Consider the following 24,178-nt stretch of genomic DNA (forward strand, 5'->3'; position numbering starts at 1 on the left):
GTCAATCCCGATTCTGTACGTGTTGGTAGCCGAAACGGCCCTTGATACAGAGGTTGCCATGGGTCACCGGGTTGTCGTGCGGCGAGGTGACCTTGACGATCTCGTTGTCCTGCACGTGCAGGGTCACGTTGCAGCCCACACCGCAGTAGGCGCAGACGGTCGTGGTCCGCGTCTGCGCGGGTTCGTCCCATGTCCCCGCCGCCCGCATGCCGAATTCCGTGCTGAACGACAGCGCACCGGTCGGGCACACCTCGATGCAGTTCCCGCAGAAGACGCAGGCCGAGTCGGGAAGGGCGGCATCGTGCTCGGTGGAGATACGGGTGTCGAAACCGCGCCCGGCGACGGCGATGGCGAAGGTGTTCTGCCACTGCTCACCGCAGGCGTCGACGCACTTGTAGCAGAGGATGCACTTGTCGTAGTCGCGGACGTAGAGATCGTTGTCGATCTTCGGCTGTTCGTCCACCCGCGCTGCGTCCGCTCCGAAGCGGTCGGGCTTCGCCTCGTACTCCTTGATCCACTCTGCGGCCCGCGGTGTCGTCGACAGGTCCGTCGACGAGGCCAGCAGTTCCAGGACCACCTTCCGGCTGTGCCGGGCGCGCTCGGTGTCCGTGCGGACCGTCATGCCCGGCTCGGCGCGCCGGGAGCAGGCGGGGGCGAGGGTGCGGGCTCCCTCCACCTCGACCACGCACACCCGGCAGGCGTTCTTGGGGGTGAGCGTGTCACCCTGGCACAGGGTCGGGACGTCCTTGCCGGCCGACCGGCAGGCGTCCAGGATCGTCGAGCCCTCCGGGACCCGGGTCTCCTCGCCGTCCAGCGTGAACGAGACGAGACGGCGCGGCGGCTGAAGCGGCACAGCGGTCACTTGTAGACCCCCAGACGGTCGATGGCGGACTCGACGGCATTCCACGCGGTCTGGCCCAGACCGCAGATCGAGGCGTCCCGCATGGCCTGCCCCACCTCTCTCATGAGCGCGATGTCCTGGGCGGCCGCAGCGCCCGTACGGTCCACGATCCGGTGCAGGGCCTCTTCCTGGCGAACCGTTCCCACCCGGCAGGGCACGCACTGGCCGCACGACTCGTCGCGGAAGAACTCCGCGATGCGCAGCAGCACGCGGGGGAGCTCCACCGAGTCGTCCAGGACCAGGACAACCCCGGAACCGAGCGTCGTACCGGCGGCGCGGGTGCCCTCGAAGGTGAGCGGGACGTCCAGCTCGTCGGGACGTACGAAGCCGCCCGCGGCCCCGCCGAGGAGCACGGCCCGCAGTCTCCCGGGCGGCCCCGCGAGGTCGAGCAGCTCCCGCAGACTCGCACCGAAGGGCAGCTCGTAGATGCCGGGGCGGGACACCTGGCCGGAGACGCAGAACAGCTTCGTGCCGGTGGACGTCTCCGTGCCCGTCGCGGCGTACGCGGCGGCCCCGTGCTCGAGGATCGGCAGCACGTTCACGAGCGTCTCGACGTTGTTGACGGCGGTCGGTTTGCCGAAGAGGCCCTTCTCCACCGGGAAGGGCGGCTTCGAGCGCGGTTCGCCGCGCTGCCCCTCGATCGAGTTGAAGATCGCGGTCTCCTCGCCGCAGATGTAGGCCCCCGCACCGCGCCTGATCTCGATGTCGAAGGCATACCCCTGCCCGAGGACGTCGGGGCCGAGCAGCCCGCGGGTGCGGGCGCTCGTCAGGGCGTGGCCGAGCCGCTCGTACGCGCGTGGGTACTCGCCGCGCAGATAGATGTAGCCCTGGTGGGCGCCGATCGCGTAGCCCGCGATCGTCATCGCCTCGATCAGGGCGTACGGATCACCCTCCATCAGCACCCGGTCCTTGAACGTGCCGGGTTCGCTCTCGTCCGCGTTGCACACCAGGTAGTGCGGGCCGTCGGCCTGCTGGGCGGTGGCCTGCCACTTGCGGCCGGTGGGGAAGGCGGCTCCGCCCCGGCCGACGAGCCCGGCGTCCAGCACCTCGCGGATCACCCCGGCGGGGCCGAGCGCGAAGGCGCGGCGCAGTGCCGTGTAGCCGCCGGTGGAGCGGTAGTCGTCCAGCGAGGCGGGATCCACGGTGCCGATGCGCCTGAGGAGCACGAGGGCCGGGTCGCCGGCCTGGGGGACGGCCGCTCCGGCCGGGGGCTCGGCGAGGGTTGACTCGGGAGCCCGGGCGGCTGTGACGAGCGCGGACGCGGTGGCGGGGGCGAGCACGGCGGAGCAGCGGATGGCGCCGGTTGCGGGCTCTTCGGGGGCTCCGCCCCCGGACCCCCGCTCCTCAATCGCCGGAGGGGCTGAATTTGCTCCTGCTGGGGGGAGCGTCGCCGAGGGTGGGTTTTCTCCTGCCGTGAGGGGGAGCGTCGCTTGGGGTGGATTTGCCGGCTCCGCCCCCGCTTGGAGCAGGAGTGCCGCCGGGGCCCGCTCGCACAGGCCGAGGCAGGGGCTCTCCTGCCAGACGGCTCCCTCGGCCGGGGTGCCGGGAGCCCCCAGGCGCTCGGTGAGGTCCGAGCACACGGCCGCCGAGCCGCGTGCCGCGCAGGCCAGGTCCGTGCAGACGTGGAGCACCTTCGCGGGGCGTGGCCGCACCGAGAACATGGCGTAGAAGGTCGCGACGCCGTACGCCTCCGCCGGTGCGACCGTCAGCCGCCGGCAGACGTAGTCCAGCGCGCCCTCGCTGATCCAGCCCACGCGGTCGTTCACCGCGTGCAGCGCGGGCAGCAGCTGGTCGCGGCGGTCCTTGGCCGCCGAGGCGCCGCCCCTCGCCCAACGCAGGTCCTCGTCCGTGCGCTCGGCCCCCTCCCAGCCGGACGGCGGTGGGCCCAACAGGGCGTCCACCGCCTCCCGTTCGGCGTCGGAGGGTGCGGCGTCGGTGTACCTCAGGTCCATGCGGGCACCAGCTTCTCTATCCGTACGGCGGAGGCCTTGAATTCGGCGGTGCCCGCGATCGGGCAGTTCGCCTCGATGGTCAGCTGGTTGGTGTCGACCTCGTCCGGGAAGTGCATCGTCATGAAGGCCAGCCCCGGCCGCAGCCCGGGGTCGATCCAGACGGGCGCGGTGACGCTGCCCCGCCGCGACGAGACCCGCACCTCCTCACCCACGGCGACGCCGTACGACTGTGCGTCCTCCGGGCAGAGCTCGATGTACTCGCCCCGGCGCAGCGGTGAGGCGTAACTTCCGCTCTGTACACCGGTGTTGTACGAGTCCAGTCGTCGTCCTGTGGTGAGCCGCAACGGGTAGGACTCGTCGGTGAGGTCGACCGGGGGGTCGTGCTGCACCAGGCCGAAGGGGGCAGCCGGGCCCCGCCTGTCCGGATCGGTCTCCCAGAGCCGGGCGTGCAGGAAGCTCGACGGCAGCTTCTCCGTGTCTGGGCAGGGCCATTGCAGTCCCTGGTGCTCCGCGAGCCGTTCGTACGTCATCCCGTAGTGGTCGGGTGACAGGGAGCGCAGCTCGTTCCAGACCGTCTCGGCGTCCTCGAACTTCCAGTCGTGGCCGAGTCGTTGCGCCAGGGCGCAGATGATGTCGATGTCCTCGCGCGCCTCTCCCGGCGGTGTGAGCGCGGCCCGCACCCGCTGCACGCGTCGTTCGCTGTTGGTCGTCGTGCCGTCCGTCTCCGCCCAGGCGGCGGTGGCGGGCAGGACGACGTCGGCCAGCTGCGCCGTCCTGGTCAGGAAGATGTCCTGCACCACCAGATGGTCGAGGGCCTCCAGCCGGCGCACCGCCTGGTCGCTGTCGGCCTCCGACTGCGCCGGGTTCTCCCCGATGCAGTACACCGCGTGCAGTTCACCGGTCTCCATCGCCTCGAACATCTGGGTGAGGGTCTTGCCGTACCGAGGCTGGATGACGGTGTCCCAGGACCGCTCGAACTTCTGCCTGACGGGCGGGTCGAGGATGTCCTGGAAGCCGGGCAGCTTGTTGGGGATGGCGCCCATGTCGCCGCCGCCCTGCACGTTGTTCTGCCCGCGCAGGGGCTGGACCCCGGAGCCGTAGCGTCCGACGTGGCCGGTGAGCAGGCAGAGGTTGATCAGGGCGCGGACGTTGTCGGTCCCGTTGTGGTGTTCGGTGATGCCCAGGGTCCAGCAGAGCTGGGCCCGTTCGGCCGTGGCGTAGGCGTGGGCGAGATCCCGGATCGCTTCGGCCGGGACCCCGGTCACCTTCTCCGCCGCGGTCAGGGTCCAGGGCTCGACGAGCGCCGCGTACTCCTCGTAGCCGCTGGTCGCGCGGTCCACGAAGGCCCGGTTGACCAGCCCCGCGTGAATGATCTCGCGGCCGATGGCGTGGGCGAGCGGGATGTCCGTGCCGACGTTGAGGCCGAGCCAGCTCTCCGCCCATTCGGCGGTCGAGGTGCGGCGCGGGTCGACAGCGTGCATCCGGGCCCCGTTGCGGATGCCCTTGAGCACGTGATGGAAGAAGATCGGGTGTGCGAAACGGGCGTTGGAGCCCCACATCACGATCAGGTCGGTGTGTTCGACCTCCTCGTACGAGGAGGTGCCGCCGCCGGAGCCGAAGGCGGCCGAGAGTCCCGCGACGCTCGGGGCGTGGCAGGTGCGGTTGCAGGAGTCGACGTTGTTGGTGCCCATGACGACCCGGGTGAACTTCTGGGCCACGTAGTTCATCTCGTTGGTGGCCCGTGCGCAGGACAGCATCGCGAAGGCGTCGGGGCCGTGTGTCTCGCGGGTCTGCCGGAATCCGGCAGCGGCCCGGGCCAGTGCCTCCTCCCAGCTCACCCGGCGCAGCACCCCGTCCTCCCCGCGGACGAGGGGGTGGGTGAGGCGTTCGTACGTCTTCGGCTGCCGGCCCTTGCGGTTCCTGCCGCCGGTGCGTTCGGTGTTCATGACGTGCTCCCTGCCGGTGCCGAGGACGTGGTGGCGAGGAGATCCGCGAGCGCGTGCACGGCGCGCAGCGTCGGTACGGGCGTTCCGGCCAGCTCGGCCAGCTCGACGACGGCCGCGAGCAGCACGTCGAGTTCGAGGGGTTTGCCCTTCTCCAGGTCCTGGAGGGTGGATGTCCTGTGGTCGCCGACGCGCTCCGCGCCCGCGATGCGCCGCTCCACGGAGATCTCGGGGCGGCAGCCGACGGCCGCCGCGACTGCGAGGGTTTCGCGCATCATCGACTCCACGAGTGCGCGGGTCTCCGGATGGCGGCAGATCTGGCCCATGGTGGCGCGGGCCAGCGCGCTGATCGGGTTGAAGGAGATGTTGCCGAGCAGTTTGATCCAGATGTCGTTGCGCAGGTCGGACTCCACCGGGCATTTGAGTCCGCCGGCGACCATGGCCTCGCTGAAGTCCAGACAGCGTCTGGAGACCGACCGGTCCGGTTCGAACCGGGTGCCTTCGAGATGGCGTACGACGCCCGGTGCCTCGATCTCGGTGGCGGCGTAGACCACGCAGCCGATGGCGCGTTCGGGCGGCAGTGTGGCGCTCACGGAGCCCGCCGGGTCGACGCTGTCGAGCCGGCGGCCGGTGTACGGGCCGGTCAGGCCGTGGAAGTACCACCAGGGTATGCCGTTCTGGGCGGCGATCACCGCGGTGTCCTCGTGCATGAGCGGATGGACCAGTGGTCCCGAGGCGGCGTACGAGTTGGCCTTGAGTCCCAGGAACACGTAGTCGACGGGCCCGACTTCCGACGGGTCGTCGGTGGCGGCCGGCCGTGCGGTGAAGTCACCGCGCGGGCTGAGCACGCGCACGCCGTCGCGGCGCATGGCCGCCAGATGCGGACCCCGGGCGATGAGATGGACCTCGGCGCCTGCGCGGTGGAGCGCGGCCCCGACATAGGCGCCGATGGCTCCGGCGCCGACAACTGCGACTTTCACGGGCTCTCCGTTCGGTGAGAGGACCGAGCGAGGGTGTCAAGTCGACAGAATATTGTCTACAGTATGCCTTCGGAGGGGGTCAATACTCGTGACGGCGGGTGCATCGTCCGTCCGCGATTCCGGTGTGGCCGCCGGAGGTCCGCGAAAGTTCCCGGGAAGCTGTTCGAGACGCTCCAACCTCGGGCCCGTATTCCTGTGGGGTTAGGTGCCCTCGTACCGGTCGGTAGCAACCAAGACTGGATAGTTCCTGCCAAACGTAGCGAGGGGAACCCGTACATGACCGGCTCACGTGTCGTGGCGCTCGGCCACTATCAGCCCGCCAAGGTCCTCACCAACGACGACCTGGCGGCCATGGTCGACACCAGCGACGAGTGGATCACCAGTCGGGTCGGCATCAGGACCCGGCACGTGGGCGGCCCCGACGAACCCGTCGACGAACTGGCCTCGCACGCCGCGGCCAAGGCGCTCGCGTCGGCGGGACTGCAGCCCGCCGACATCGACATGGTCCTCGTCGCCACCTCCACGGCCATCGACCGCTCGCCGAGCATGTCCGCCCGCGTCGCCGCGCGCCTGGGCATGAGCTCGCCGGCCGTGATGGACATCAACGTGGTCTGCTCCGGGTTCACCCACGCGCTGGCCACCGCCGACCACGCCATCCGTGCCGGAGCCGCCACCCGGGCCCTCGTGATCGGTGCCGACAAGATGGGTGACATCGTCGACTGGACGGACCGTTCCACCTGCGTGCTGATGGGGGACGGTGCGGGCGCCGCCGTCGTCACCGCCGACCCCGAGGGGGGTGACAGGCCCGGGATCGGCCCCGTCCTGTGGGGTTCGGTGCCCGAAATGGGCAACGCCGTACGGATCGAGGGCACGCCTCCGCGCTTCGCGCAGGAGGGGCAGTCCGTCTACCGCTGGGCCACCACGCAGCTGCCGCCGATCGCCCGCAAGGTGTGCGAACGGGCCGGTGTCACGCCCGAGGACCTCGCCGCGGTGGTGCTGCACCAGGCCAATCTGAGGATCATCGAACCCGTCGCCCGGAAGATCGGCGCGGTCAACGCGGTCATCGCCCGGGACGTGGTGGATTCCGGCAACACCTCGGCCGCGTCGATCCCCATGGCCCTGTCCAAACTGGTGGAGCGGGGCGAGGTGGAGAGCGGGGCGCCGGCCCTCCTCTTCGGCTTCGGCGGGAATCTTTCCTACGCGGGTCAGGTGATCCGCTGCCCCTGAGGCCCCCGGCGTGGCATTGTGCTCGGTAGACTGTAGACGATAAGCAATTGCCCGGCGCCCGGAGGGGGACCGCGATGTTGTCCGCAGGACTGCCGCAAGGAACGGTGCCGAAGCTGGAGCGGCCGGGGCCGCTGCGCGAACGCGTCTACGAGGCGCTGCTCGAGCTGATCACCACGCGCGCACTGCGCCCCGGCCAGCATCTGGTCGAGAGCGAACTGGCCGGACATCTGGGGGTGTCGCGGCAGCCGGTGCGTGAGGCGCTCCAGCGGCTGAACACCGAGGGCTGGGTCGACCTGCGTCCCGCGCAGGGCGCGTTCGTCCATGAACCCACCGAGGAGGAGGCGGACCAGCTGCTCTCGGTCCGCACCCTGCTGGAGGCCGAGGCCGCCCGGCTGGCCGCCGCCCACGCCGGGCGGCCGGGCATCGAGGCCCTGGAGGAGCTGTGCTCGCAGGGGGAGCGGGCCGTCGCGGCCGACGACGTGGACCTCGCCGTCGCCACGAACGCCGCGTTCCACGCCAAGGTCATGGAACTGGCGGGCAACGTCGTCCTGGCCGAGCTCGCCGCCCAGGTGGACCGCCGGGTCCGCTGGTACTACACGCCGGTGGCCCGTCAGCGCGGCACCCAGTCCTGGATCGAGCACAGGGAGCTGATCGCCGCGATCGCCTCCCGGGACGAACAAGGGGCGACCGCCGTCATGCGGGCGCACACCGAGCACACCCGCCAGACGTACCACCGGCGTGAACAGGCCTGATCGACGTCGGGTGCGAGGCCGGGGCGTTCCGCCCCGGCCTTTTCGCATGCCTCCTCCGTCCCGGTGTCCCGAAGCGACGACGGTGTGCGTCCGCCGTGTGCTCCGCGCGGAGATCCCCGGGCTCCTCGCCCCGGGCCGGGCGGGGGCGAACCTTCCGCCGGACGCATCTTTGTCCTGAGTGTGGAGAAAGTTGGAGCGGATTCATGCGCAACTTCTTCCCACTCCGGTAAACCGCTGCTACGTTCCCCTCGAAAGCCCGACGGACTGGCCGATGTGGCGGGGAGGGACGCGTGAGACGCATGACGGCACGACCCGCGAACACGCACCAGGCACGACTGCTCCGGCTGTTGCGTGACGGAGGGCCCAACTCCCGCGCGCAGCTGGGCGATCAGGTGGACCTCTCGCGTTCGAAGCTCGCCGTCGAGGTGGACCGGCTCCTGGAGACCGGACTCGTCGTGGCCGACGGACTGGCCGCGTCCCGCGGCGGGCGCCGCTCCCACAACATCCGGCTCGCCCCCGGACTGCGCTTCCTGGGCGTCGACATCGGCGCCACCTCGGTCGATGTCGCCGTCACCAACGCCGAGTTGGAGGTGCTCGGCCACCTCAACCACCCGATGGACGTACGGGACGGTCCCGTCGCGGTCTTCGAGCAGGTGCTGGCGATGGCGGCGAAGCTCCGGGCGTCCGGGCTCGCCGAAGGCTTCGACGGCGCCGGCATCGGCGTACCAGGACCCGTCCGCTTCCCCGAGGGAGTGCCGGTCGCGCCGCCGATCATGCCCGGCTGGGACGGCTTCCCGGTCCGCGAGGCGCTCAGCCAGGAACTCGGCTGCCCCGTCATGGTCGACAACGACGTGAACCTGATGGCACTTGGGGAGCAGCACGCGGGCGTCGCCCGTTCCGTGGGCGACTTCCTCTGCGTCAAGATCGGTACGGGTATCGGCTGCGGCATCGTGGTGGGCGGAGAGGTCTACCGCGGTACGACGGGCAGCGCCGGCGACATCGGCCACATCCAGGTGGAGCCGGACGGGCGGGCCTGCGCCTGCGGCAACCGGGGCTGCCTGGAGGCACACTTCAGCGGCGCCGCCCTCGCCCGGGACGCCGAGGACGCGGCCCGCACCGGACGGTCCGTGGAGCTCGCGGCCAGGCTGGACGGGGCCGGGAAGCTCTCGGCCGTCGATGTTGCGGCCGCCGCGGCGGCCGGTGACCCCACCGCGCTCGACCTGATCCGCGAGGGCGGAAACCGGGTCGGTCAGGTCATCGCCGGACTCGTCAGCTTCTTCAACCCCGGCCTCGTCGTGATCGGCGGCGGGGTGACGGGGCTCGGCCACAATCTGCTGGCCAGCGTCCGCACCCAGGTCTACCGGCAGTCCCTGCCGCTGGCCACGGGCAATCTCCCCATCGTCCTCGGTGAGCTGGGACCCGTCGCCGGAGTGACCGGCGCGGCCAGGCTCATCAGCGACCACCTGTTCTCGCCGGCCTGATGCCCGGGCCGGCGCGTAGTACGGCACGCGCTCCGCAGCACCATCCGCAAGCAGCCTGATCCCGGGCTCCGCCCGCAGGAACGCACAGCACGAGCACAGCAGCACCACCCAGCAGTTCCGTCAGCAGTACGGCACCGCCGGCACTGCGCCCTGCCCGCTCACCGGCCTACCCCGAGCCCTCGGCCTCGCCGAGAGGGGGAGACCTCGTTCGCCGAGGGGATTCGTCATGGCACCAGAACCACCCCTGCTCACGATGTCCGGCATCACCAAGTCGTTCCCCGGTGTACGCGCCCTCGACGGCGTGGACCTGGAGGTGCTCGCCGGTGAAGTCCACTGCCTCCTCGGCCAGAACGGCGCCGGCAAGTCCACCCTCATCAAGGTGCTGGCCGGGGCCCACCAGCCCGACGACGGCGCCATCACCTGGCGCGGCGAGCCCGTCCAGCTGTCCACGCCGATCACCGCGATGCGCCTGGGAATCGCCACCATCTACCAGGAACTCGACCTGGTGGAGGGCCTGTCGGTCGCGGAGAACGTCTTCCTCGGACACGAACCGACCAGCGCGGGCTTCGTCGTCCGCACCCGGGCGGCCCGCAGCGAGGCCGCCGCGCTCCTGAAGCGCCTCGGGCACCCGGAGATCGACCCGGCCCGCCTGGTCGGTGACCTCTCCGCCGCGCACCAGCAGATCGTCTCCATGGCGAGGGCCCTCTCCCACGACGTACGCCTCATCGTGATGGACGAACCGTCCGCGGCGCTGGACCCCGACGAGGTCGACAACCTCTTCCGCATCGTCGACGGGCTCACCGCCGACGGGGTGGCCGTCGTCTACATCTCGCACCGGCTGGAGGAGATCCGCCGCATCGGTGACCGGGTGACCGTGCTCAAGGACGGCAGAGCCGTCGCGGTGGGGCTCCCCGCCAAGTCCACACCCACACGCGACATCGTTGCCATGATGACCGGCCGGGACGTCGAGTACGTCTTCCCGCAGCGGCCCGCCCCCGGCGCCCGGGCCATGACCGAACCGGTGCTGAAGGTCGAAGGGCTTTCCCGCAAGGGCGAGTTCGAGCCCGTCGACCTGGAGCTCAGGCCCGGCGAGATCGTCGGCCTGGCCGGGCTCGTCGGCTCCGGACGCTCCGAGATCCTGGAGACCGTCTACGGCGCCCGCAAGCCGACGGCCGGCCGCGTCCTCGTCGACGGCACACCGCTGCGTCCCGGCAGCGTCCGGGCCGCCGTCGCCGCCGGGATCGGCCTCGCGCCCGAGGAACGCAAGGCGCAGGCACTGCTGTTGACGGAATCGGTCACCCGCAACGTCTCGGTCTCCTCGCTGTCCCGCTTCGCCCGCGCCGGCTGGCTCGACCGTGGTGCCGAGCGGGATGCCGCCAGGACCGCGACCCGCGAACTCTCCCTGCGGCCCGACAACCCCGACGCCGCCGTCCGCACCCTCTCCGGCGGCAACCAGCAGAAGGCCGTGCTGGCGCGCTGGCTGCTGCGAGGCTGCCGGGTCCTGCTGCTGGACGAACCGACCCGCGGCGTCGACGTCGGCGCCCGCGCCGAGCTCTACGCCGTGATCCGCCGGCTGGCCGACGAAGGCCTCGCCGTTCTGCTCGTCTCCAGCGAAGTCCCCGAAGTGCTCGGCCTCGCCGACCGGGTGCTGGTGCTCCGGGAGGGCCGTGTCGTTCACACGGCCGACGCCAGGGAGCTCGACGAGCACCGTGTCCTCGACCTCGTCATGGAAGGGAGCCCGACGTCATGACACAGCCCGCACCGTCGGCGCAGCACCACGGGCCGGAGAAGGGGACCGTGACCGGCCCCGCTGCCGCGCCGCCCTCGAAGCAGGGCGGTGGCCTGCGCGCACTCGGCCTGCGCGCCGACGTCCGCAACCTGTCGCTGCTCGGTGTCCTCGCCGCACTGGTGGTCGTCGGCGGCATCACCGAACCCGACGCGTTCCTGGACACCGGGAACCTCCAGCTGATCCTGACGCAGTCCTCCGTCATCGGCGTCGTCACCGTCGGCATGACCCTGGTCATCATCGGCGGCGGCATCGACCTGTCCGTCGGAGCGATGGTCGCCCTGGCATCCGTCTGGGCGACGACCCTCGCCACCCAGGACTTCGGCTTCGCGGGCATCCTCTTCACCGCCGTGGTCGTCGGCCTCGCCGCCGGGCTCGTCAACGGGGTCCTCATCGCCTACGGGCGCATGGTCCCCTTCATCGCCACGCTCGCCATGCTCGCCTCGGCCCGTGGGCTCGCCCTGCAGATCACCGACGGCAAGACACAGATCGTCACCGTCCAGTCCGTCCTGGACCTCGGCCTGCCCGACAGCTACGTACTGGGCATCCCCCCGCTGGTCCTGGTCTTCGCCGCGGTCACGGTGGCCGGCTGGCTGATCCTGAACCGGACGACCTTCGGACGCCGTACCGTCGCCATCGGCGGCAACGCGGAGGCGGCCAGGCTCGCAGGCATCGACGTACGGCGCCAGCGGCTGTACCTCTACCTGCTCTCCGGCCTCTGCTGCGGCATCGCCGCCTTCATGCTGATCATCCTGTCCGGATCGGGTCAGAACACCAACGGAAACCTGTACGAACTCGACGCCATCGCCGCCGCGATCATCGGAGGCACGCTGCTGAGCGGAGGCCGCGGGACGATCGTCGGCTCCGTGCTCGGGGTCCTGGTCTTCACCACGATCACCAACATCTTCGCGCTGAACAACCTGCAGAGCGACGTCCAGCAGATCGCCAAGGGCGCCATCATCGTCGCCGCCGTCCTAGTCCAGCGCCGCACACTGCGCGGCGGCGAGACCTGAGTCCTCCCTCGTGACCGAGCACTGATCACCCACCCGCTGTTCCGTACGCACAACACCGGATGAAGGGTTTGACAGCCATGCCAGAAACCAGCCGCAGAGGACTGCTCTTCGGCACCGCGGCCGTCTCCGCGGGAGCCTTCCTCACCGCCTGTACCAGCAACGAGCCCAAGGAGGCGGCGGCCGCGCAGAGCAACCAGCCGGCCGCCGACGACAAGCCGGGCAAGCCCGTCACCATCGGCTTCGCCGGGCCGCAGGCCGACCACGGGTGGCTCAACGCCATCAACGTGAACGCCAAGTCTCGGGCAGAGAAGTACTCCGAGGTGACACTGGAGATCACCGAGGGCTCCAACGACACCGCGGCCCAGATCGGCCAGGTCAAGACCCTCATCAACAAGAAGGTCGACGTCCTCGTCATCCTCCCCGCCGACGGCAAGGCCCTCACCCAGGTCGGCCTGGAAGCCATGAAGGCCGGTATCCCGGTCGTCAACCTGGACCGCGTCTTCGCCTCGCCGCAGGCCTACCGCTGCTGGGTCGGCGGCGACAACTACGGCATGGGTCTCAACGCCGGGCACTACATCGGCGAGCAGCTCAAGGACAAGGCGAACGCCAAGGTCGTCGAGCTGGCGGGCATCGACAACCTGGAACTCACCAAGCAGCGCAGCCAGGGCTTCGCCGACGCCCTGAAGAACTACTCCAACATCAAGCTGGTGGCCCGTCAGGCGGCCGACTTCACCGTGGAGTCCGGTCAGGCGAAGATGGCGCAGCTCCTCCAGGCGCAGAAGCAGTTCGACGCCCTGTGGAACCACGACGACGACCAGGGCGTGGGCGCGCTGCGGGCCATCCAGCAGGCCGGACGCGACGAGTTCATCATGGTCGGCGGAGCGGGCGCGAAGTCCGCGATGGACGCCATCAAGGCCGACAACAGCGTCCTGAAGGCCACCGTGCTCTACCCGCCCACGATGGCCGCCTCCGCGATCGACCTGGCGCGTGCCCTCGGCCAGAACAAGGGCGTCTCCGGCCTCTCGGAGATGGAGATCCCGACCTCGCTGACCCTGTACTCGGCCGTGGTGACCAAGGAGAACATCGACCAGTACCTGCCGACGGGCTTCAGCTGATCCAGCACCGCCGCCGCCACCGAACCACCGACGAGGAGGAAGCCCGCATGGCCCGCAGGGAAGAAACGGAGCAGGTGTCCGAGGCACCGCCGCCGACGGCGACGCTCGGCGTCGGCATGGTCGGATACGCGTTCATGGGTGCCGCCCACTCCCAGGGGTGGCGTACCGCGGGACACGTCTTCGACCTGCCGGTGAGACCCGCTCTCGCCGCGATCTGCGGACGCGACCGTACGGCCGTCGAGGCCGCCGCCGCCCGGCACGGGTGGGCGGCGGCGGAGACCGACTGGCGCGCGCTGATCGCCCGGGACGACGTACAGCTGGTCGACATCTGCACGCCCGGCGACAGCCATGCGGAGATCGCCATCGCAGCCCTCGAGGCGGGCAAGCACGTGCTGTGCGAGAAGCCGCTCGCCAACACGGTCGCCGAGGCGGAAGCCATGGCGGAGGCCGCGGAGCGGGCGGCCGCCCGCGGCCAGGTGGCGATCGTGGGCTTCAACTACCGCAAGGTGCCCGCCCTCACCTACGCCCGCACGCTGATCGAGGAGGGCCGGCTGGGAGCCCTGCGGCACGTACGGGCCACCTACCTCCAGGACTGGCTCGTCGACCCCGAATCGCCGCTGACCTGGCGGCTCGACCGTGAGCGTGCCGGATCCGGCGCACTGGGAGACCTCGGGGCGCACATCGTCGACCTCGCCCAGTACCTGGCCGGGGAGCCGCTGGTGGGGGTGTCGGCGGTGAGCGAGACGTTCGTCCGCGACAGGCCCGTGCTCGCCGGGGCCGCGGCGGGACTCTCGGGGGCCGCGGACGGTACCGCACGGGGGGCGGTCACCGTCGACGACGCGACCCTGTTCACCGGGCGCCTCGCGTCGGGAGCCCTCGCCTCCTTCGAGGCGACGCGGATGGCGGCGGGCCGCAAGAACGCCCTGCGGCTGGAGATCAACGGGGAGCGGGGCTCGATCGCCTTCGACCTGGAACGGCTCAACGAACTCTCCTTCCACGACCACACGGAACCCGCCACCAGCGCCGGATTCCGCCGGATCCTCGTCACCGAACCCCAGCACCCCTACCTGGAGGCGTGGTGGCCGCCGGGCCACGGTCTGGGCTACGAGCACACCTTCGTCCACCAGGCCCGTGACGTGGTGCGCACGATCGTCGAAGGGCGTGCTCCCGTGCCCTCGTTCGCCGACGGGCTCCAGGTGCAGCGGGTTCTCGCCGCCGTGGAGGAGAGCGCCGCCAAGAACTCCGTACACACCCCGGTCCCCTTCTAGGAGGTTCCGCGCATGCCCCGCCCCTTCACCCTCTTCACCGGCCAGTGGGCCGACCTGCCGCTGGAGGAGGTCTGCCGGCTCGCCCGGGACTTCGGTTACGACGGGCTCGAACTCGCCTGCTGGGGAGACCACTTCGAGGTCGACAAGGCCCTGTCGGATCCCGGCTACCTCGACGGCCGGCACCGGCTCCTCGACAAGTACGGCCTCAAGTGCTGGGCGGTCTCCAACCACCTGGTCGGCCAGGCCGTCTGCGACAACCCGATCGACGAGCGCCACCAGGGCATCCTGCCCGCCCGCATCTGGGGGGACGGGGAGCCCGAGGGCGTCCGCCGACGGGCGGCCGAGGAGATCAAGAACACCGCCCGTGCGGCCGCCGCGTTCGGCGTCGACACGGTCATCGGCTTCACCGGGTCCTCGATCTGGCACCTGGTCGCCATGTTCCCCCCGGTCCCGCCGCACATGATCGAACGCGGCTACGAGGACTTCGCGGAGCGGTGGAACCCGATCCTCGACGTATTCGACGCCGAGGGCGTGCGCTTCGCCCATGAGGTGCACCCGAGCGAGATCGCGTACGACTACTGGACCACGCACCGGGCCCTGGAGGCCGTGGACCACCGGCCGGCGTTCGGGCTGAACTTCGACCCGAGCCACTTCGTGTGGCAGGACCTCGACCCGGTCGGCTTCCTGTACGACTTCCGGGACCGGATCTACCACGTGGACTGCAAGGAGGCCCGTAAGCGCCTCGACGGCCGCAACGGGCGTCTCGGCTCGCACCTGCCGTGGGGCGATCCGCGACGCGGCTGGGACTTCGTCTCCGCGGGACACGGAGACGTGCCGTGGGAGGACGTCTTCCGGATGATGCGGTCCATCGGATACGAGGGTCCGGTCTCCGTGGAGTGGGAGGACGCGGGCATGGACCGGCTGACGGGGGCGCCCGAGGCGCTGGCCTCGCTGAAGCGGTTCGATTTCGACCCGCCCAGCGCCTCGTTCGACGCGGCGTTCGGCGGGGGCGACTAGCCGGGAGCGCGGGGCCTGAGTTCCGTTCCGGGCCCCGCGCCTCCATCGCCGGCACCTGTGAGCCCAGCCCCCGCCTCCGTCCGGAGGAGGGCACCGGGGGGCTGTTCGCCATGCTCTGAACCGCCTTTGTCCTGGCGCGGGCAGAAGCTCAACCCAGTCCCTGTGCAAGGGCTTTCCGTACCGGACGAACACAGCTACCGTCCACTACGTGTACACGACATGACTAGCGTCACCGGGGCCCCCACAGCCCCGTTGACGAGCGCGGCAGTCCCCGCGCGGACCGGCAGACCTCACCCGCCCGAACAACCGGCACACCCCGGAGGACGCACGTGCACAGAAGCAGCAGACGGCTCCGCGCCCGAAAATCCCTCGCCCTGTTCACCGGCGGACTGCTCGCAGCCGCAACCCTCACCCTGGGCTCCTCGCCCGCCGCCACCGCCGACGTCAAGGCAGCCGCGGCCGCGCAGGACGCCGCCGAGGACTTCCAGCAGGTCACCCTCGCCAAGGGCGCGGCAGAGACCGGCGAACCCATCTCACTGGCGGTGCTCCCCGACCGCAGCGTGCTGCACACCTCGCGGGGCGGCGAGCTACGGATCACCGACAGCGCGGGGAACACCCGGGTCTCCGGCACCATCCCCGTCTACTCGCACGACGAGGAAGGGCTCCAAGGGGTCGGGGTCGACCCGGGCTTCGCCGAGAACCGGGCGATCTACCTCTACTACGCGCCCCCGCTGGACACCCCCGCCGGCGACGCCCCGGAGACCGGCACCGCCGCCGACTTCGCGAAGTTCGACGGTGTGAACCGGCTGTCCCGCTTCGTGCTGAACGAGGACGGCACCCTCGACAACGCCAGCGAGAAGAAGGTCCTCGACATCCCCGCCACGCGCGGCATGTGCTGCCACGTCGGCGGAGACATCGACTTCGACGCGCAGGGCAACCTCTACCTCTCGACGGGTGACGACTCCAACCCCTTCGCCTCCGACGGGTTCACCCCGATCGACGACCGGCCCGACCGCAACCCGGCGTTCGACGCCCGCCGCACCTCCGGCAACACCAACGACCTGCGGGGCAAGGTCCTGCGCATCAAGGTGGCCGACGACGGCTCCTACACCGTGCCCGAGGGCAACCTCTTCGAGCCCGGCACGGAGAAGACCCGCCCCGAGATCTACGCGATGGGCTTCCGCAACCCGTTCCGCTTCAGCGTCGACAAGGCGACCGGCATCCTCTACGTGGGGGACTACGGTCCGGACGCCGGCGCGGCCGACCCGAACCGCGGACCCGCGGGACAGGTGGAGTTCGCCCGGGTGACGAAGCCCGGGAACTTCGGCTGGCCGTATTGCACAGGAGCCAACGACCCTTACAGGGACTACGACTTCGCGACCAAGACCTCAGGGCCGGCCTTCGACTGCGCCGCCCCGAAGAACGAGTCGCGGTACAACACCGGCCTGGTCGACCTGCCTCCCTCCGAGGCCGCGTGGATCCCGTACGACGGCGCCTCCGTGCCCGACTTCGGCAGCGGATCCGAGTCCCCGATGGGCGGGCCCGTCTACCGCTACGACGCCGACCTCGACTCGCCGGTGAAGTTCCCCGAGGAGTACGACGGGGACTTCTTCGCCGGAGAGTTCGGCCGGCAGTGGATCAAGCGCGTCGAGCAGGACGCCGACGGTGCCGTCCAGTCCATCAACGACATCCCGTGGACCGGGACACAGGTGATGGACATGGCGTTCGGGCCCGACGGCGCGCTGTACGTCCTCGACTACGGCCTCTCCTGGTTCGGAGGCGACGAGCACTCGGCGCTGTACCGCATCGAGAACGCCACGGGTGGCCGTTCACCCATCGCCGAGGCATCCTCGAACAAGACGTCCGGGGTCGCACCGCTCAAGGTCAAGTTCTCCTCCGCCGGGACGGCCGACGGCGACGGCGACGCCCTGACGTACGCGTGGGACTTCGGGGACGGCGGTAAGTCCACGGCCGCCAACCCCACGTACACGTACAAGAAGAACGGCACCTACGTCGCCACCGTGACCGCCGAGGACCCGACCGGCCGCACCGGTTCGGCGAGCGTGCACGTCACCGTCGGCAACACGGCGCCCACCGTCGTCCTGCAGGCCCCGGCCGACGGGCAGCCGTTCGAGTTCGGCGACGAGGTGCCGTTCAAGGTGACCGTCACCGACCCGGAGGACGGGACCGTCGACTGCTCCAAGGTCGAGGTCAAGTTCACCCTGGGCCACGACAGCCACGGCCACGACATCACCACCGAGCACGGCTGCGAGGGCACCATCAAGACCGCTATGGAGGGCGGCCACGACCCGAACGCCAACATCTACGGCGGTATCTCGGCCTCCTACACCGACGGTGGCGGCGGCGGACAGGCCGCACTGACCGGCCGTGACGGTGCGAAGCTCCAGCCTCGCCACCGCCAGGCCGAGCACTTCGACAACTCCTCCGGCGTCACCACACCGAGCAAGACGAGTGCCCACGGCGGCAGGACCGTCGGGGACATCGACAACGACGACTGGATCTCCTTCACCCCGTACATCCTCGACGGCTCCACCAAGCTCACGGCCCGTACCTCCTCGGCCGGAGCGGGCGGCTTCCTCGAAGTGCGGGCCGGATCACCCACGGGCAAGATCCTCGGCTCCGCGCCCGTCCCCGTGACCGGCAGCTGGGACACCTTCCAGGACATCGACGTGCCGCTGCGCGGCGCACCGAAGAAGGCCACGGAACTCTTCCTGGTCTTCAAGGGAGGAGCTGGAGCCCTGTACGACGTGGACGACTTCGAGCTCTCGAACAGCCCCGTCGACCGCACCGCGAAGCGCGTCCTCGTCTTCTCCAAGACCGGCGGCTTCCGGCACGACTCGATCCCCGCGGGCATCGCGGCACTGAAGGAACTGGGCAAGGACACCAACATCACGGTCGACTCCACCGAGGAGGCCGGCCAGTTCACGACCAGCAACCTGGCGCGCTACGACGCCGTCGTCTTCCTGTCGACGACCGGCGACATCCTGAACGCCGACCAGAAGAAGGCGTTCGAGAACTTCGTGTCCACCGGCGGCGGCTACATGGGCGTCCACGCCGCGGCCGACACGGAGTACGACTGGGAGTTCTACGGCGGGCTCGTCGGTGCCTACTTCGACTCGCACCCGCAGATCCAGCCCGCGACCGTCCGTGTGGAGAACCACGACCACCCGGCGACCGCGCACCTGGACGAGGCCTGGGACCGTTCCGACGAGTGGTACAACTACCGCACCAACCCCCGGGACAAGGCACAGGTCCTCGCCACTCTGGACGAGACCACCTACACCGGCGGCAACATGAAGGGCGACCACCCGATCGCCTGGTGCCAGACCTACCAGGGCGGGCGTTCCTTCTACACCGGCCTCGGCCACACGAAGGAGTCCTACGCCGAACCCGCCTTCCGCCAGCACCTGCTGGGCGGTCTGCGGTACACCGCCGGGCAGGTGAAGGCCAACTGCAAGCCGGACACCGGCTACCGGTCGATCTTCAACGGAAAGACGCTCGAAGGCTGGAAGCAGGCCGGCCCCGGGAAGTTCGCCGTGGCCGACGGCGAGCTGCGCTCCGAAGGCGGCATGGGACTGCTGACCTACCAGGCCAAGGAGCTGAAGTCGTACTCGCTGAAGCTCGACTGGAAGATGGCGGGTGACGACAACTCGGGCGTCTTCGTCGGCTTCCCCGAGTCGGACGACCCGTGGTCCGCGGTGAACAAGGGCTACGAGGTCCAGATCGACGCCACCGACGCGGCGGACCGCACGACCGGAGCGGTGTACACCTTCAAGTCCGCCGACATCAAGGCGCGTGACCGGGTCCTGAGGCCGCCCGGCCAGTGGAACAGCTACGAGATCAAGGTGCAGGGCGAGCGGCTCCAGGTCTTCCTCAACGGGGTGAAGATCAACGACTTCACCAACACCGACCCGGCCCGCAGCCTCAAGGACGGCTACATCGGTCTCCAGAACCACGGAGCCGACGACCAGGTGTCCTTCCGCGACATCCAGCTGAAGGAGCTGCCCTCGGCGTAGGGCGGCCACCTCCTGACCCGACGGCGGGCGGGGAAGCACGACTCCTCCCCGCCCGCCGTCCACCACCCCTCTTCGTCCCCCCAGGGAGGCAGCCCGTGACCGCACACGCCGTTCTTACCGGAGTCTGGTTCATCGGAGCACGCGGCTCCGTCGCCACCACCGCCACCGCGGGGTGCGCGGCCATCGCGGCCGGGCTCCACCCGCCGACCGGCATGGTCACCGAGACACCGCCCTTTGCGGACAGCGGCCTGCCACCGCTGACCTCCCTCGTCTTCGGCGGCCACGACACCCTCGACTGCCCCCTGCCCAAGCGGGCCGAGGCCCTCGCGGCCGGGGGAGTGCTCCCCCACGGACTTCCCTCGGCGGTCGAGGCCGAACTCACCGCAGCCGACGCCGGGATACGCCCCGGCGGCCCCCTCCCGGGCGACACCCGCACCGACGAGGAGATCGTCGCCGCCTTCGCCGCCGACATCGAGGACTTCGGGCACCGCCACGGACTTGCCCGCACGGTCGTCATCAACGTCGCCTCCACCGAACCCGCACCCGGCGAGGACGACTCCCGGCTGCCCGCCAGCTCCCTGTACGCGGCAGCCGCGCTCCGCGCCGGCTGCCCCTACGTCAACTTCACCCCCTCCACAGGGCTGCGCAGCCCACACCTCCAGGACGCCGTCGACTCCTGCGGACTTCCCCACGCCGGACGCGACGGCAAGACAGGCCAGACGCTGCTCCGTTCCGTGCTCGCGCCGATGTTCGTCCAGCGGGCGCTGCCGGTGCGCGCCTGGTCGGGCACGAACCTGCTGGGCGGCGGGGACGGGGCGGCGCTGGCCGATCCGGCGGCGGCCGCCGCCAAGAACGCGGGCAAGGAACGCGTACTCGCCGACACGCTCGGGGTGGCGCCGGAAGGCGAGGTCCACATCGACGACGTACCGGCGATGGGCGACTGGAAGACCGCGTGGGACCACATAGCCTTCGACGGATTCCTCGGCTCGCGGATGATCCTCCAGACGATCTGGCAGGGCTGCGACTCCGCCCTCGCCGCACCGCTGATCCTGGATCTGGCCAGGCTGCTGGCCCGCGCCCACGAGACGGGCCTCACCGGACCACGGCCCGAACTGGGTTTCTACTTCAAGGACCCGGACGGCGGGCCCGCCGCACTGCCCGAACAGTACGCGGCACTGCTGGCCTTCGCCGACCGCCTGCGGGACGCCCGATGAGGCCCCTCCGGCTGCTCACGGCGCTGACCGGAACCCCGAGCCCGCTCGGTACCCGGCCGCAGACCCCGGCCGCCCCCGTCCGGGTCGCCCCAGTCAGCCTGTCCGGTGCGGGCGGGACTGCGCCCGCACCGGACAGGCCCCGCGCCCGCGCGCGCCTCCGGGCCTGGGCGGAGCTGCTCCGGGTGTCCGCGCTGTTCACCGTGCCGGGTGACGCGCTCGCCGGGGCGGCCGCCGCCGGCCTGCGGCCCGGCCGGGGCACGGCACTGGCCGCCGGTGCGTCGCTGTGCCTGTACGAGGCGGGCATGGCACTCAACGACTGGGCGGACCGCGAGGAGGACGCCGTCGACCGCCCGCACCGCCCGATCCCCTCGGGCCGCGTCGCACCGGGGGCCGCTCTCGCCGCAGCGGGCGCCCTGACGGCGGCCGGTCTGGCCCTGGCCGCTCGCGCGGGCCGACCCGCTCTGGCCGTCGCATCCGGCCTGGCGGCCACGGTCTGGGCCTACGACCTGCACCTCAAGCACACGAAGCTGGGACCGGCCGCGATGGCCTCGGCCCGCACCCTGGACCTGCTTCTCGGCGCGACCGCGACGGTGGCAACGATGTCGGCGGAGGGCGGCAGGAGCGTGGCGACATCGGCGGAGGGCGGTAGGAGAGTGGCGACGTCGGCGGAGGGCGGCAGGGGAGGGGCGACCTCGCCCGCCCGGTCCGCCGCCGCGCACGTCCCCTCTGCCGCGCTCCCCGCCGCCCTCGCACTCGGCGCCCACACCTACGCCGTGACCGCCGTGTCGCTCCACGAGGCGCACGGCGGATCCACCCGCGCACCGCTGGCCGCCCTCGCGGGTGTCGCCGGAATCGGGGCCGCCGTCCTGCGCGGCCGGCCGTCGCCGGGGGAGCCACCCCGCACGCCCGCCGAACGGCTGCTGCTCCCCGCCCTCGTCGCCGCCTACCTCCGTACCTCAGGTGTCCCCGTCCTCCACGCCGCCCTCAACCCCTCCCCGCCCCTCACCCAACGGGCCGTCGGCGGCGGTATCCGGGCGATGATCCCGCTCCAGGCCGCACTGACGGCCAGGGCGGGGGCGCCCCTCGGCGGGCTCGCGGTCATGGGGCTCGTCCCCCTCGCCCGCGCGCTCTCCCGGAAGGTGAGCCCCACATGACCCTCCGCCTCGGCTACGGCACCAACGGGCTGACCGACCTCCGGCTCGACGACGCACTGGGCCTCCTCGCCGATCTGGGTTACGACGGGGTCGGCCTGACGCTCGACCACATGCACCTCGACCCGCTCACCCCCGACCTGGCCGCCCGTACCCGCCGAGTGGCGGGCAGGCTCGCCGGACTGGGCCTCGGCGTCACCGTCGAGACCGGCGCGCGATACGTCCTCGACCCCCGGCGCAAACACGGCCCGTCCCTGCTCGACCCCGACCCCGACGCCCGCGCCGCTCGCACCGCACTGCTCGTCCGTTCCGTGGAGGTGGCCGCCGACCTCGGAGCCCACGCCGTGCACTGTTTCAGCGGCATCACCCCACCCGACACCGCCACGGACACCGCCTGGCAGCGGCTGACCGGCGCACTCACCCCCGTACTCGAGGCCGCCGACCGCGCGGGCATCCCCCTCGCCGTCGAACCGGAACCCGGCCACCTCCTCGGTGCGCTGGCCGACTTCCACCACCTCCGCACTCTCATCGGCGACCCCGGCCCCCTCGGGCTCACCCTCGACATCGGCCACTGCCAGTGCCTGGAGCCGGCCTCACCCGTCGACTGTGTGAAGGAGGCCGCCCCCTGGCTGCGACACGTCCAGATCGAGGACATGCGACGCGGTGTCCACGAACACCTGCCGTTCGGCGACGGCGAGATCGACTTCCCGCCCGTGCTCGAAGCGCTCGCCGCCACCGGATACGCCGGCCTCACCGTCGTCGAACTGCCCCGGCACTCCCACGCGGGCCCCGAACTCGCCCGCAGCTCCATCGACTTCCTGCGCCGCGCCATCGGAACGACGAACGGAGCCGCACCGTGCTGATCAGCCGCAAGGAACTCGACGACCGGCTCCGGGGGGCCGCCAGGGCCTGGCTCGACGAGGCGCTCGCAGAGGCAGCGCACGCCGCGGCCCACCCCGACGCGGACAGCGGCAACCCACCCTGGGAACTGCAGTTCGCGTCGGCGGGAAGACACTGCGGACTCGAACACGCCGACTCCGTCCGCGCGCTCCTGCTGGTCGAAGCCCGGGCTGGGCTGACCGCCGTGACCAGGCTCTACGAGCAGGGCACCGCCGCCGAACGCCGCGCCGTCCTCCTCACCCTGCACCGGCTCGACCTCGGTGCCACCGCACTCCCGCTCGTCGAGGACGCCCTGCGCACCAACGACACCCGGCTGGTCGCCGCTGCGGTCGGCCCGTACGGCGCGGCCCACCTCGACGCACACGGCTGGCGACACGCCGTCCTCAAATGCCTCTTCACCGAGGTCCCCGTCGAGGCCCTCGACCGGCTCGGCGAGCGCGCCGGCGGAGACGCCGAACTCGCCCGCATGCTGGGTGACTTCGCGGCCGAGCGCACCGCGGCGGGGCGTGCCGTCCCCGCCGGTCTGCGGACCGTCCTCGACCTCACGGCCCCGGCGCCCGCCACCGCCCCCACGTCCACGGAGGAATCCCGATGAGGATCTTCGACCCCCACATCCACATGACCTCCCGCACCACGGACGACTACCGGGCGATGTACGACGCCGGGGTCCGGGCGGTCGTCGAACCCTCCTTCTGGCTCGGCCAGCCCCGCACCTCGCCCGCCAGCTTCTTCGACTACTTCGACGCCCTCCTCGGCTGGGAACCCTTCCGCGCCTCCCAGTACGGCATCGCCCACCACTGCACCCTCGCCCTCAACCCCAAGGAGGCGAACGACCCCCGCTGCACCCCCGTCCTGGACGCCCTGCCCCGCTACCTCGTCAAGGACTCCGTCGTCGCCGTCGGTGAGATCGGCTACGACTCGATGACCCCCGCCGAGGACACCGCCCTCGCCACCCAGCTGCAGCTCGCCGCCGGCCACGGCCTTCCCGCCCTCGTCCACACACCGCACCGTGACAAGCTCGCCGGCCTGCACCGCACCATCGACGTCATCCGCGAATCGGACCTCGCCCCGGAGCTGGTCCTGCTGGACCACCTCAACGAGACGACCGTCAAGGACGCCCTCGACAGCGGATGCTGGGCCGGATTCTCCATCTACCCGGACACCAAGATGGACGAGGACCGCATGATCACGGTCCTGCGGAACCACGGCACCGACCGGATCCTCGTCAACTCGGCGGCCGACTGGGGCAAGAGCGACCCGCTCAAGACCCGCAAGGTCGCCGACACGATGCTGAAGGCCGGATTCGACGAGGACGAGGTCGACAAGGTCCTCTGGCGCAACCCCGTCGCCTTCTACGGGCAGAGCGGCCGGCTCCAGCTCGACACCACCGCTCCCGGCCCGCTCCACGAGGGCAACTCCATCCTCCGCGGCGGGGAGTGAC

18 protein-coding genes are annotated in these 24,178 nt (G+C 71.0%); 14 read left to right on the plus strand and 4 right to left on the minus strand.

All coding sequences use genetic code 11. The features are described from left to right. Window position 1: 1 nt before the first annotated feature. Genes HED23_RS13130 through HED23_RS13145 form a run of 4 tightly spaced genes read right to left on the minus strand, consistent with a single transcriptional unit; the run spans window position 2 to window position 5,776 of the window. Complete coding sequence (locus tag HED23_RS13130) at window positions 2-862, minus strand: 2Fe-2S iron-sulfur cluster-binding protein (protein ID WP_203183595.1); 861 nt, start codon at window positions 860-862, stop codon at window positions 2-4. Next, on the minus strand, window positions 859-2,853 hold the full coding sequence (locus HED23_RS13135) for an NAD(P)H-dependent oxidoreductase subunit E (protein WP_203183596.1): 1,995 nt from the start codon (window positions 2,851-2,853) through the stop codon (window positions 859-861). The genes HED23_RS13130 and HED23_RS13135 overlap by 4 nt, the downstream gene beginning before the upstream one ends. Next, window positions 2,844-4,799, minus strand: a complete 1,956-nt coding sequence (locus tag HED23_RS13140) for a molybdopterin oxidoreductase family protein (RefSeq protein ID WP_203183597.1) — start codon at window positions 4,797-4,799, stop codon at window positions 2,844-2,846. Before HED23_RS13140 ends, HED23_RS13135 begins: the two co-directional genes overlap by 10 nt. Further along, a complete protein-coding gene (locus tag HED23_RS13145; RefSeq protein WP_203183598.1) occupies window positions 4,796-5,776 on the minus strand; it encodes a 2-dehydropantoate 2-reductase in 981 nt (326 codons plus the stop codon). Before HED23_RS13145 ends, HED23_RS13140 begins: the two co-directional genes overlap by 4 nt. 276 nt (window positions 5,777-6,052) lie before the next feature. On the opposite strand from HED23_RS13145, the gene HED23_RS13150 reads away from it, so the two are divergent. From HED23_RS13150 to HED23_RS13215, 14 genes are all read left to right on the plus strand, one after another. After that, complete coding sequence (locus tag HED23_RS13150) at window positions 6,053-7,003, plus strand: beta-ketoacyl-ACP synthase III (protein WP_203183599.1); 951 nt, start codon at window positions 6,053-6,055, stop codon at window positions 7,001-7,003. 74 nt (window positions 7,004-7,077) lie between these two features. Next, window positions 7,078-7,755, plus strand: a complete 678-nt coding sequence (locus tag HED23_RS13155; RefSeq protein WP_203183600.1) for a GntR family transcriptional regulator — start codon at window positions 7,078-7,080, stop codon at window positions 7,753-7,755. Window positions 7,756-8,054: 299 nt separating this feature from the next. Beyond that, window positions 8,055-9,236 carry an ROK family transcriptional regulator gene (locus HED23_RS13160; RefSeq protein ID WP_203183601.1) on the plus strand — a complete coding sequence of 394 codons (1,182 nt, stop codon included), beginning with the start codon at window positions 8,055-8,057 and terminating at the stop codon, window positions 9,234-9,236. A gap of 226 nt (window positions 9,237-9,462) precedes the next feature. Further along, the gene (locus tag HED23_RS13165; RefSeq protein ID WP_203183602.1) at window positions 9,463-10,986 is read left to right on the plus strand and encodes a sugar ABC transporter ATP-binding protein; all 1,524 of its coding nucleotides are present in this window, start codon (window positions 9,463-9,465) and stop codon (window positions 10,984-10,986) included. Further along, complete coding sequence (locus tag HED23_RS13170) at window positions 10,983-12,035, plus strand: ABC transporter permease (RefSeq protein WP_203183603.1); 1,053 nt, start codon at window positions 10,983-10,985, stop codon at window positions 12,033-12,035. The genes HED23_RS13165 and HED23_RS13170 overlap by 4 nt, the downstream gene beginning before the upstream one ends. Before the next feature lie 77 nt (window positions 12,036-12,112). Further along, window positions 12,113-13,150 carry a substrate-binding domain-containing protein gene (locus HED23_RS13175; protein WP_203183604.1) on the plus strand — a complete coding sequence of 346 codons (1,038 nt, stop codon included), beginning with the start codon at window positions 12,113-12,115 and terminating at the stop codon, window positions 13,148-13,150. 47 nt (window positions 13,151-13,197) lie between these two features. Continuing rightward, window positions 13,198-14,418 carry a Gfo/Idh/MocA family protein gene (locus HED23_RS13180; protein WP_203183605.1) on the plus strand — a complete coding sequence of 407 codons (1,221 nt, stop codon included), beginning with the start codon at window positions 13,198-13,200 and terminating at the stop codon, window positions 14,416-14,418. Window positions 14,419-14,430: 12 nt separating this feature from the next. Next, window positions 14,431-15,435 (plus strand): sugar phosphate isomerase/epimerase family protein, encoded by a 1,005-nt coding sequence (locus tag HED23_RS13185; protein ID WP_203183606.1) that lies wholly within the window; start codon window positions 14,431-14,433, stop codon window positions 15,433-15,435. A gap of 329 nt (window positions 15,436-15,764) precedes the next feature. Beyond that, entirely contained in the window at window positions 15,765-19,472 is a 3,708-nt protein-coding gene (locus HED23_RS13190; protein ID WP_203183607.1) for a ThuA domain-containing protein, read from the plus strand. A 95-nt stretch (window positions 19,473-19,567) separates the two neighbouring features. After that, window positions 19,568-20,686 (plus strand): inositol-3-phosphate synthase, encoded by a 1,119-nt coding sequence (locus tag HED23_RS13195; protein ID WP_203183608.1) that lies wholly within the window; start codon window positions 19,568-19,570, stop codon window positions 20,684-20,686. Then, a complete protein-coding gene (locus tag HED23_RS13200; protein ID WP_203183609.1) occupies window positions 20,683-21,840 on the plus strand; it encodes an SCO3242 family prenyltransferase in 1,158 nt (385 codons plus the stop codon). Before HED23_RS13195 ends, HED23_RS13200 begins: the two co-directional genes overlap by 4 nt. Further along, window positions 21,837-22,700, plus strand: a complete 864-nt coding sequence (locus tag HED23_RS13205) for a sugar phosphate isomerase/epimerase family protein (RefSeq protein WP_203183610.1) — start codon at window positions 21,837-21,839, stop codon at window positions 22,698-22,700. Before HED23_RS13200 ends, HED23_RS13205 begins: the two co-directional genes overlap by 4 nt. Beyond that, window positions 22,694-23,332, plus strand: coding sequence for an EboA domain-containing protein (locus HED23_RS13210; protein ID WP_203183611.1), 639 nt, complete (start codon window positions 22,694-22,696; stop codon window positions 23,330-23,332). The genes HED23_RS13205 and HED23_RS13210 overlap by 7 nt, the downstream gene beginning before the upstream one ends. Continuing rightward, window positions 23,329-24,177, plus strand: coding sequence for a TatD family hydrolase (locus tag HED23_RS13215; RefSeq protein WP_203183612.1), 849 nt, complete (start codon window positions 23,329-23,331; stop codon window positions 24,175-24,177). The genes HED23_RS13210 and HED23_RS13215 overlap by 4 nt, the downstream gene beginning before the upstream one ends. Window position 24,178: the final 1 nt, after the last annotated feature.

Origin of the sequence: Streptomyces pratensis, from assembly GCF_016804005.1 — a bacterium.
Classification (GTDB): domain Bacteria; phylum Actinomycetota; class Actinomycetes; order Streptomycetales; family Streptomycetaceae; genus Streptomyces; species Streptomyces pratensis_A.

Coding starts and splice junctions, on each gene's coding strand:
- HED23_RS13135 (WP_203183596.1), bottom strand. CDS start 2,853: ATGGACCTGAGGTACACCGACGCCGCACCCTCCGACGCCGAACGGGAG.
- HED23_RS13140 (WP_203183597.1), bottom strand. CDS start 4,799: ATGAACACCGAACGCACCGGCGGCAGGAACCGCAAGGGCCGGCAGCCG.
- HED23_RS13150 (WP_203183599.1), top strand. CDS start 6,053: ATGACCGGCTCACGTGTCGTGGCGCTCGGCCACTATCAGCCCGCCAAG.
- HED23_RS13155 (WP_203183600.1), top strand. CDS start 7,078: ATGTTGTCCGCAGGACTGCCGCAAGGAACGGTGCCGAAGCTGGAGCGG.
- HED23_RS13160 (WP_203183601.1), top strand. CDS start 8,055: ATGACGGCACGACCCGCGAACACGCACCAGGCACGACTGCTCCGGCTG.
- HED23_RS13165 (WP_203183602.1), top strand. CDS start 9,463: ATGGCACCAGAACCACCCCTGCTCACGATGTCCGGCATCACCAAGTCG.
- HED23_RS13170 (WP_203183603.1), top strand. CDS start 10,983: ATGACACAGCCCGCACCGTCGGCGCAGCACCACGGGCCGGAGAAGGGG.
- HED23_RS13175 (WP_203183604.1), top strand. CDS start 12,113: ATGCCAGAAACCAGCCGCAGAGGACTGCTCTTCGGCACCGCGGCCGTC.
- HED23_RS13180 (WP_203183605.1), top strand. CDS start 13,198: ATGGCCCGCAGGGAAGAAACGGAGCAGGTGTCCGAGGCACCGCCGCCG.
- HED23_RS13185 (WP_203183606.1), top strand. CDS start 14,431: ATGCCCCGCCCCTTCACCCTCTTCACCGGCCAGTGGGCCGACCTGCCG.
- HED23_RS13200 (WP_203183609.1), top strand. CDS start 20,683: ATGAGGCCCCTCCGGCTGCTCACGGCGCTGACCGGAACCCCGAGCCCG.
- HED23_RS13205 (WP_203183610.1), top strand. CDS start 21,837: ATGACCCTCCGCCTCGGCTACGGCACCAACGGGCTGACCGACCTCCGG.
- HED23_RS13215 (WP_203183612.1), top strand. CDS start 23,329: ATGAGGATCTTCGACCCCCACATCCACATGACCTCCCGCACCACGGAC.